This window comes from Anaerococcus vaginalis ATCC 51170 (assembly GCF_000163295.1).
Taxonomy (GTDB): domain Bacteria; phylum Bacillota; class Clostridia; order Tissierellales; family Peptoniphilaceae; genus Anaerococcus; species Anaerococcus vaginalis.
On the sequence record NZ_GG700527.1, the window covers coordinates 729,867 to 741,024 of the forward strand.

Consider the following 11,158-nt stretch of genomic DNA (forward strand, 5'->3'; position numbering starts at 1 on the left):
ACACATCATCTTTTTTTATTATATTTTAGTCTGTATTTATTATAGATTTGTGATTTTAAAATGTAAGATTAATTATTAATAATTTTAATTATCGTGAGTATTAAAACTTTACTCACGATTTTTAATTTGGAGATAATGACGCAAAAAAATATTAGCTTACTAAAATTAAAAAAATATTTTGATTATTTGACTTTAATAAATAATAGAGATACTAACTCACTCCCCCACAAATGTGGAAGGTGGAAAGTATCTCTAACATTAATAATATACTGTAAATATATGAAAAAATAAACAAAGCACATGGCGCAACCCAAAGAAAAAATTCTTTTAGGGGGTTACGTATGTGCTTTGTTATTGTAAATAATATAATATAAAATTCAAATTAAATCAATATTTTATTAGAAAAAAATAAAACCTTGAAAACCAAGGCTTTAAATATTTATGGTGGAGATGACGGGATTTGAACCCGTGTCCGCACGAGTCTTAATAAAAGCATCTACAAGTTTAGTAAGTATTTAATTTTCATCTAGCACTTATCTACTTACAAATAACTTACTAGACTAGCTTCATAGATACTAAATATACTCAAAGCTTTGCATATTAGTTGCCACATAAAATTATGAAACAAATAAAAACTACTGTGGCTTAATTTTTATTTGCTGCTTGCCTAAATTAGGCAGCTAATGCGAATTGTCTTTCGCTATTATTGTTTGCATTTATATTTAATTTTCAATTTTACGAATTGATAAACGACTTGCAACTTAAATCTTAACAAGCACGTCGAAACCAAAACATCCCCATATAATCAATATAAATATTATACTAAAATTTATTTTTATGTCAAAATCTTAATTTTTTATAAAATTATTTATAGTAAATTAAATTATTATTTTTTGGGTATTATTATATTAAGTCATTCATATTTTTTAATCATGAAGTAATAGGAGGATTTATGAGAAATAATAATAAAATTGCAGCTATGCTTCTTGCTGGTGGTCAAGGATCTAGATTAAAGGCTCTTACTAAAGAAATGGCAAAACCTGTAGTTCCTTTTGGTGGAAAATATAAAATTATAGATTTTGCTTTGTCAAATGCAACTAATTCAGAAATTAGAGATATTGGTGTTTTAACTCAATATAAACCACAATTATTAAATAAGCACTTGGGTATTGGTGCTGCATGGGATTATGATAGAAATTTTGGTGGTTTAAGAATTTTAACTCCTTACTACACAGAAGAAGGTGGAAGATGGTTTGAAGGTACTGCTGGAGCAATTTTTGTAAATATTAATTATCTTGATAGTATTGACCCTGAATATGTTTTGATTTTATCTGGAGATCATATTTACAAAATGGATTATACAAAACTTCTCGCTGAGCACATGCAAAAAGGTGCTGATGCGACTATTGCAGTTATGGAAGTTGATTGGGATGAGGCATCTAGATTTGGTATTATGAATACTGATGATGAGGGAAGAATTGTTGAGTTTGAAGAAAAACCTGAAAATCCTAAATCAAATCTTGCTTCAATGGGAATTTATATTTTTAATTGGAAAGTTTTAAGACAGGCTTTGATTGAAGATCATAATAATTCTGAATCTACAAATGATTTTGGTCATGATATAATTCCTTACTTATTAGATAATAATAGAGATTTGTTTGTTTATAAATTTGATGGATATTGGAAGGATGTAGGAACTGTAAAATCTTATTGGCAAGCTAATCTCGATTTAATTGACCCTGAAAACCCTCTAAATATTCAAGATGATTCTTGGAAAATATATACAACTGCATTAAATTTGCCTCCTCATAGAGTTGGTAAAAATGGCGTTTTAAATGATGCGCTAATAAATGAAGGATGTATTATAGATGGAGAGGTTAATAATTCTGTATTGTTTTCAAATGTAAAAATTGAAAAAAATGCTTGTGTAAATAATTGTGTAATATTATCAGGGGTTACTATAAAAGAAGGCGTAAAAGTATATAATTCTGTAATTACTGAAAATATGGAAATCAGTGAAAATATTGGAGATAAAAATTCTACATCAGTTTATCTTGTAAGCGAAGATGGGATAGAGGAGGAATAAGATGCAAAATATACTTGCTTTAATTTATAGTTCAGAATTTGATGAAAAAAATTATGATACACTTTGTAAATATAGACCTGATTATATGCTACCTTTTGGTTGTAGGTATAGGGTTATAGATTTTACTTTATCTAATATAACAAATCACAATATATCAAGTGTTATTTTATATGGCGGAGAACCTTTAAGATCAACTCTTGATCATGTGGGCGATGGAAGAAATTGGGAATTAAATAGAAGAAGTGGTGGTTTGATGATTAATCCGCCAGTATATTTAAGGTCAAGACTTGCTAATGAAATAGAAACTTACTACAACACGATGAAACATTTTATGAGAAATAAACGTGAATATGTTTATATAACAAATCCAATGTATATTTCTAAGGTAAATATTTCAGATGCTTATGAAAAAATGCAAGATGAAAATTTAGATGCTTTAATTTTTACTCAAAAAAAGAATGATGAGTATGGCTATTATTTGAATAGAAGAATTATTAATACTGACGAAAATGAAAATCCTGTTAGTGTTGGAATTAATCTTGGACTTGAAGAAGAAATAAATTTGTTTACAGGTTCGATATTGATTAAAAAAGATATATTCATGGATCTTCTTAGATATTCGATTGAAAAAAATAATGCTACAAATGTTCTTGATGCTTTGTTCAAATATCCAAAGAAAAAATCAATCGGTCTTTATAAATCAAAAGAGAGCTTGAGCGTTATTATGGATACCTTGACATACTTTGAAGCTAGTTTTAATTTGTTAGATAGGGACTTTTTTGATGAAATTTTCTATGAACAAGGAATGGTTTATACAAAAAGCAAAGACGAGCCTTCAACTGAATATTTAAAAGGTTCAAAAGTAAGAAATTCTTTGGTAGCAAATGGAGCTATAATTGAAGGAGAAATTGAAAATTCTATTATTTTTAGAGGGGTTACAGTTAAAAAAGGTGCAGTAATCAAAAATTCTATTATTTTCCAAAATTCCGAGATAGGCGAAGGTGCGATTTTAAATCACGTAATAACCGATAAAGACACAAAAGTTTTTGAAGATGTTAAATTATTTGGAAACAGAACCCATCCTTACTTAACAGATAAGGGAGAACACATTAACTAAGGGGTGTAAGATGAAAGTATTATTTTTAACAAGTGAAGCTGATCCTTTTATAAAAACAGGTGGTCTTGCAGATGTAGCAGGTTCTTTGCCAAAAGAACTTGCAAAAAAAGGCATCGATATAAGAGTTGTTATGCCTTTGTATTCAAGTATTGATTATGTTTATAGAAAAAAGATGAAAAAAATAAAAGATTTTTATGTAGATCTTGATTGGAAACATCAATATGCTGGAATTTTTTCTCTAAAATGGGAAGGTGTTACATTTTATTTTATAGATAATCTTGAATACTTTGACAGACCAAACGCATACGGCTATGACGATGATGCTGAAAGATTTATATTTTTCTCAAAAGCTGCTACCTTATTAGGAAAAGAAATTGATTTTAAACCTGATATAATTCATGCTAATGATTGGCACACAGCTTTGGTAAATATTTATGTAAATGATTTTAGAAAAGGCGATCACTATTTTGATGATATAAGAACTTTATTTACTATTCACAATTTAAAATACCAAGGAGTTTTTGATTCGGGGTATTTAACTTTAACAGGTCTTGATGGATATTATTTCAACGAACATGATTTAAAATATTTTGATGCCATTAATTTTATGAAAGGTGGAATTGTTCATTCAACGGCTTTTAATACTGTAAGTGAAAATTATGCACAAGAAATTAAATATCCTTTTTATGGGGAAGGTCTTGATGGAATAATTAGAGAATATCAAAACAAGCTTTCAGGAATTGTAAATGGAATAGATTATGAATTGTGGAATCCAAAAACTGATAAAAATATTTTCAAAAATTATGATGTAAAATCTTTGGAAAATAAAATAGAAAATAAGATGAAATTACAAGAAGAATATGGACTTCCAGTTAATAAGGATGTGCCAATGATTGCAATTTGTTCAAGGCTTACATCAATGAAAGGATTTGATCTTGTAAGATATATATTGGATGAATTATTACAAGAAGATATTCAATTAGTTGTCTTAGGTACTGGAGATTATACTTACGAAGAAATGTTTAAGTATTTTGAGTGGAAATATCCTGACAAGGTTGCTGCAAGAATTTATTATGATGGAAAAGAAAGCCATAAATTATATGCGGCTAGCGATTTATTTATGATGCCATCAATATCAGAGCCTTGTGGAATTAGTCAATTAATTGCTATGAGATATGGGTCTTTACCAGTTGTAAGAGAAGCTGGAGGTTTAAAAGATACAGTAAAACCTTACAATAAATATACTGGAGAAGGAAGTGGATTCTCATTTGAAAATATAAATGCTCACGAATTACTTTTTGCAAGCAAAAATGCAATTGATTTATACAAAAATAATAGAGAGGCTTTTGATAAACTTGTAGTTAATGCAATGAAAGAGAAAAATGACTGGGAAGAATCTTCTAAAAAATATATAAAATTATACGAAGATATTAAGGCTTAGAATGGAAAAAAATAATAATAATTTTATCTTAAAAAGAATACAAAATTTTTTGTATTCTTTTTATGCTAAAGAAATAGATGATGCGAGATTAAGTGAAATTTATGATGGGCTTGTAAAAGCTTTGATGCAAGATATAGGAAAAAATTGGACAAAGTCAAAAAAAATTTTTAAAAATAAAGAAGTTTACTTACTATCTTTTGAATATAATCCAGGAAAATTTATTGAAAGCGCTATTGAATCCTTAGACTATACTGATGAAGTTAATAAGTGTCTGGATAGTTTAAATATTTCTATGGAAGATTTGGTTAATTATGAAAAAGAAGCAAGTCTTGGAAATAGCGATATAGGTATTGGATCTTGGTATTTGATGAAAGAATTAAGTAAAAATAAAATAAAGTCAATGGCCTATGCTTTAAGATATGAAAGCGGAGGGATGAAACAGGAAATCAGAGAAGGAAGGCAATTTGTAAATCCTAACGAGTGGTTATATAGGGGAAATAAATGGGAACATAAAAAAGATTTCTCTTATATATTAAATATTCAAGATAAAGAAGTCAAAGCTGTTGCTTATGATATGCCGATTTTTAATAATGAAAATAATTTTGTTAATAGTTTAAGATTATGGAAATCTGAATCTATAAATAAAATAGATTACTTAAATTTAAAAAGTGGAGATTTAAAAAGTGCTTACGATGATTATATAAATAACAATTCTCTTACTCAATTTTTGTACTTAGATAATTCGACCTATGAAGGAAAAATTTTTAGGCTAAAACAAGAATATTTTTATTGTGTATCCTCTATTCAAGATATTTTTAGAAGATATTTTAAAAGGAATTTTGAAATAAAGAATATCAAAAATAAGATCAAAATTGTCCTTGCAGACATACATCCATCCTTGGCAATAGTAGAATTTATTAGAAGTTTGCACCAAGGTTATAATTTAGAAATTGGAGAATGTGTAGATATTTCTAGAAAAGTTTTTGATCATATTGGGTTTTTGGTTACTCCAGATTCTAGGGAGAGCTATGATATTTCAATGATAAAATCAATTGATGAATCTTTTTTTGATATAGTTATAAAATTAAATGACTATTCAAAAATAAATTTCAACTTACCAATAATTGAAAATAACCAATTGCAATATGATAGGTTAAATTATTTTTTTGCTGAAAAATATTTTTATTTGTCTAAAACAATTGTTGAAAACTATAAGGATAAGTCAAATAATTTTTCACATTTAAATTTTGGCATTGATAGGTATTTGTACGCAAAGTCAAACAATAAAAATTTAAAAAAGTTGCTTGAAAATTATGATATTAATATTAGCGATGAAAATAGCCTAGAAAAATTGGAAAAATTAAAAAATAATATGGATTTTTATGATGAAGTTGAAGATGTTAAATACAAAAATAAACTTCAATTAATTGATTATTTTAAAATAAATGAAACTGAGCCGATAAATCCATATTCTATATTTGATATGCAACTTACTATGTTTCATGAGGCAAAAAGACAACTTCTTAGTGCAATATGTATAGCAAGCATGTATTATAAGTTGAAAGATAATTCAAATATTTTAATTCCGCCAACAACTTATATATTTTCTGGAAAAGCCAGTGATGGATATTTTATGGCAAAAGAGATAATAAAATTTATTTTGGCATTAAAGTATATGTTGGATAAGGACAAGCTAATCAAAGAAAAATTAAAAATAATTTTTATTGAAGATTTAAATGTTGAAAAACTTAGGAAAATTTATCCTGCTTGTGATATTTACAGCAATTTAACTCTTCCTTTATACGACAATCAAAGTTTTCATATGCTAAATGCTATTTTTAATTTTTCAAATATTATTTCAGCAAAGGGTGGAATACTTACAAATATTCAAAAAGAAAATAAAATTTATACTTTTGCAGATGACTACAAAAAAATCGAAAAAATTAAAGAAGAAAATTCCTATAATGCTCGCGAATTCTATTATAAAAATGATATAATCAAAACAACGATTGATAACTTAATCAACGAAGATTATAGTAATTTGCCTTATAATTTTAAAAATATATATGATTATTTAATTTCATATAATGATTCATTTTTTATTTTCAAAGATCATGAACAATTATTAGACAAAAGACTTGAAATGGGCATGGATTACCTAGATAAGAAAAAATGGATTGTTAATGAAATTTATAATATTTTGTGGGCGAATGAATTTAATCTTGATAAAAATTTTGAAAAATTTAAATAGGAAATATGACATATAATTACGAAGAAATTAAGGATATAAAATTAGGAGCAACATATACAAAAAAATATACAGAATTTAGAGTTTTTGCTCCAAATAGAAAAAAAATAGATTTATTAATAACAGATGATTATAGAAAAATAAGAAAAGAAAAATTTTCTATGGTCAAAACAAAATTTGATATATTTTATTGTAAAATTGATAAAGATTTGGATGGATTTTTTTACTCATATTTGGTTGAAGATAAATACGAAGTAACAGATCCTTACTCAAAGGCTTCATCTATCAATAGCTTGATGTCAGCTGTAGTTGATTTTGAAAAGACAAATCCAAAAAACTTTAAAAAATTTGCTCCCAAAATTTGTGAAAATAAGGCAATAATTTATGAATTAAATGTAAAAGATTATACTGCAAATAAAAATTCAAATGTAAAATATAGGGGGAAATTTCTTGGACTTTGTGAAGAAAATACAAAATTTAAAGGCCATACAACTGGATTAAGCCATTTAAAAGAAATGAATGTGACTCACATACAACTTTTACCAGTTTATGATTTTATTTCTACATTCGAAGAAAATGAGAAATTTTTTGATGATGATAATTATAATTGGGGCTATGATCCAGAATTGTATTTTAATGTAGAAGGTTCTTATTCTACAAACCCATACAAAATAAAAAGAAGAATCTATGAATTTAAAGAAATGGTAAATAAAATTCACGAAAATGGAATGAATGTTGTAATGGATGTTGTATATAATCATACATTTAAAACCATAGATTCAAATTTGGAAGTTTTAGCACCAAATTATTATCATAGAAAAAATTATGATGGGAATTTTTCTAATGGTTCGGGAGTTGGAAATGAGCTTGCAAGTGAAAAAGCTTTTGTAAGAAAATTGATCATAGATTCCTTGAAGCATTGGGTAAATGAATATGATATTGATGGATTTAGATTTGATTTGATGGCTTTGATTGATATTGACACAATAAAAATTGCAATAAAAGAATTGAAAAAAATAAAACCCTACATAATTATCTATGGAGAGCCTTGGATGGGAGGAGAATCAGTCTTACCTATTGAAAAACAAATTCTTGTAGGAAGTCAAAAATCCAATGGTTTTGCGGTTTTTAATGATAGATTTAGAAATGCAATTAGGGGAGATAATGATGGATATTCAAAAGGGTTTATCCAAGGAAATTTTACATTAAAAAATGAAATTGAAATAGGAATTAGCGGAAGTATTAATTTTGATGAAAAAAGAATTGGATTTGCAGATGATGCAAGCGAAGTTATAAATTATTTTGCATGTCATGATAATCTAATTTATTACGATAAGTTAAAAATTTCTTTAACAAATCATGAAAATATTGATTCTATATCAAGACTAGGATTTGCAATTTTGTTTTTATCATTTGGCAAGCCTTTTATATATGAAGGAACTGAATTTAATAATTCAAAATCAAATAACAGCAATTCATATAATTCAAGCCTTGATATAAATGGAATAAATTGGCAAGATAAAATTGATAATTTGGACACTTTTACTTATGTAAAAGAGCTTATTGAATTGAGAAAAAACTTAGAAGTTTTTGACTTATATAAAAGGGAAGATATAAAAAAAGTTTTAACTTTTGTTGATGGGCTAGAAGATTTCTTGATAGCTTATAAAATAAATTTTAAAAATAAAAAAATTTATTTAGTATTTAATGCTTTAAAAAATGATTATGAACTTGACGATATAACAAGAAATAAAATATTTAATGAGCAAAGAGAACTTGTTAAAATATTTGATAAAAAGGGTAAAATTAATAAAAGATTAAATGTTTCTGATATAAAAAAAATCAGTAAATATTCTGTAAACGTATATGTAGGAGGAAAATATTATGGATTATAAAAAAGTTTATGAATCTTGGTTAAACAATGAATTTTTTGACCAAGACACAAGAGATGAATTGAAAAATATTGAAGATGATGAGAATGAAATTGAAGATAGATTCTATCAAGAATTGGCATTTGGAACTGCAGGACTAAGAGGGAAATTAGGCGCTGGAACAAATAGAATGAACCAATATACAGTTGCCAAAGCAAGCCAAGCCTTTGCTGATACAATATCAGATATGGGCGAAGATGCAAAAAAAAGAGGAGTTACAATTTGTTATGACGTTAGACACAAATCTGATGAATTTTCAAAAATAACAGCTGAAGTCTTTGCTGCAAACGGAATTAAAGTAAATATTTTCAAAGAAATTCAACCAACACCAGTTTGTTCATACGCTATAAGAAAATTAAAATCTATAGCTGGAGTAATGGTAACAGCAAGCCACAACCCAAGAGAATATAATGGATACAAGGCTTATGGCTCTGATGGAAGTCAAATTCTTGAAGATATTGCAGTACAAATTCAAAATTATATGAAAGAATATGATGATTATTCAAAAATAAAAAGAATTGATTTTGACAAGGCAATGGATGAAGGATTAATTTCATGGATAGACGATTCATTAATAGAAGATTATGTAAAAGAAGTTTTGGCTTGTACAATTAACGATGACGTAGACAAGAAAGTAAAAATTGTTTACACTCCATTAAATGGTTGTGGAAATAAATTGGTAAGAAGAATACTTAATGAAAGAGGATTTGAAAATATTTATATAGTAAAAGAACAAGAAAATCCAGATCCTGATTTTACAACAGTAGGTTATCCAAATCCAGAAGATCCAAAAGCATTTAAATTATCAGAAAAATTAGGAGAAGAAAAAGAAGCAGATTTGTTGCTTGCAACAGATCCAGACTCAGATAGATGTGCAGTTGAAGTTAAAGATGAAAAAGGAAACTATCAATTTTTAACAGGAAATCAAATTGGATCATTACTTACAAATTATATTTTGACAGCTTTAGATGAAAATAATGAATTGCCAGAAGATGGAGCAGTTGTAAAAACAATTGTATCTACAGATTTAATTAAACCAATTGCAAAAAGCTATGGAGTAGAAGTCTATGAAGTTTTGACAGGATTTAAAAATATTTATGAAGTAGCAAATGAATTTGAAAGAAAAGGCAAAGGCGAATTTATTTTTGGATTTGAAGAAAGTATAGGATATAATTACAAAACATTTGTTAGAGATAAGGATGCAGTAAATTCTGCTATGCTTATTAGCGAAATGACTGCATATTATAAAGACAAAGGCAAAACTTTATTAGACGTATTGGATGATATATATGATAAATTTGGATATTATTCAAACGAAGTTCAATCAATAGTTCTTGAAGGACTTGATGGAGCAAATAAAATTAAAAGAATAATGGAAACAATAAGAAACAATCCAATTGAAGAAGTAATAGGACTTAAAGTTAAAAACATTGTTGATTACTTAAACGATGATACAGGATTGTCAAAATCAAATGTATTAAAATATTATCTAGAAGATGATTCATGGTTTGTATTACGACCATCAGGAACAGAGCCAAAAATTAAATTATACCTAAATGTAATAGAAAAAAGTAAAAAAGAATCAGAAATTAAAAAAGATAAATTGAAAGATGAAGTAAATAAAATAATTGATAAAATTGACTAAAAATTAAGTGCCAAGAAAAACCACTTGGCACTTAATTTTTTATTTAAATTAATTGCATATATATAAATATTAATATTGAAACAGATTTTATTTATTAATATATCTGCCTATATTAGTATCATCAACTCTTTTGTCTAACATATAATCAATAGAATCATAAATTTCATGACATATATCTTCTTCCCATGTATAAAAATTTATTACAAAATAACTACCATTCTCCATTTCTAATTTTATAAAATACTTTTTAAATAAAATAAGTCTACAAAGAAAATATACGGATATAAAAAATAATATAGCATTATTGAGCTTGATAAAAGCAAAAAAGAATAGAAGTAATAATAATATATGACGTTTATTACTTTTATAATGCATAATATAGGCATCGTATATTCTATCAACTCTGATTTTTCCATAGGAATTATTATTTCCAAATAATTTAGTATCATTATAATATATTACATCTTCATATACTTGAATATGTCTTTGTGCAGAAAATGGTAATGGTAAACTTTCAAAATTAAATTCTCTTATGATATTATTATGCTCAGAACTCATTATTTTATCTCCTTATATAATTTTATTGTATTAAATTTTCATTATTTAAATATTTCAATTTTATTATTTTCATTATAATATATATATATATATATTGTCAAAAAATTATCGTGGGTTTAAACTTGATTTCAA

Annotated in this window: 7 protein-coding genes and 1 other RNA gene; 6 read left to right on the top strand and 2 right to left on the bottom strand. The window is 26.3% G+C overall.

From position 1 onward, the window contains the following. Positions 1-442 precede the first annotated feature (442 nt). Positions 443-799, bottom strand: a transfer-messenger RNA (tmRNA) gene (gene ssrA / locus HMPREF0078_RS08985). Positions 800-952: 153 nt separating this feature from the next. Here ssrA and HMPREF0078_RS03460 point away from each other — a divergent pair. From HMPREF0078_RS03460 to HMPREF0078_RS03485, 6 genes are read left to right on the top strand one after another with little or no spacing between them, the layout of a single operon-like run. Then, positions 953-2,086: a glucose-1-phosphate adenylyltransferase gene (locus HMPREF0078_RS03460; protein WP_004838725.1), complete on the top strand. Its 1,134-nt coding sequence runs from the start codon at positions 953-955 to the stop codon at positions 2,084-2,086. Between the two features lies 1 nt (position 2,087). Next, a complete protein-coding gene (gene glgD, locus HMPREF0078_RS03465) occupies positions 2,088-3,203 on the top strand; it encodes a glucose-1-phosphate adenylyltransferase subunit GlgD (protein WP_004838726.1) in 1,116 nt (371 codons plus the stop codon). 10 nt (positions 3,204-3,213) lie between these two features. Then, positions 3,214-4,644, top strand: coding sequence for a glycogen synthase GlgA (gene glgA, locus HMPREF0078_RS03470; RefSeq protein ID WP_004838727.1), 1,431 nt, complete (start codon positions 3,214-3,216; stop codon positions 4,642-4,644). Position 4,645: 1 nt separating this feature from the next. Continuing rightward, entirely contained in the window at positions 4,646-6,895 is a 2,250-nt protein-coding gene (locus tag HMPREF0078_RS03475; RefSeq protein WP_004838728.1) for a glycogen/starch/alpha-glucan phosphorylase, read from the top strand. Positions 6,896-6,900: 5 nt separating this feature from the next. Next, positions 6,901-8,787: a type I pullulanase gene (pulA, locus tag HMPREF0078_RS03480; protein WP_004838729.1), complete on the top strand. Its 1,887-nt coding sequence runs from the start codon at positions 6,901-6,903 to the stop codon at positions 8,785-8,787. Further along, complete coding sequence (locus HMPREF0078_RS03485; protein ID WP_004838730.1) at positions 8,777-10,468, top strand: phospho-sugar mutase; 1,692 nt, start codon at positions 8,777-8,779, stop codon at positions 10,466-10,468. Before pulA ends, HMPREF0078_RS03485 begins: the two co-directional genes overlap by 11 nt. An 87-nt stretch (positions 10,469-10,555) precedes the next feature. Here the strand turns inward: HMPREF0078_RS03485 and HMPREF0078_RS03490 are convergent, their stop codons facing one another. Then, positions 10,556-11,026 carry a hypothetical protein gene (locus HMPREF0078_RS03490; protein ID WP_004838731.1) on the bottom strand — a complete coding sequence of 157 codons (471 nt, stop codon included), beginning with the start codon at positions 11,024-11,026 and terminating at the stop codon, positions 10,556-10,558. Positions 11,027-11,158: the final 132 nt, after the last annotated feature.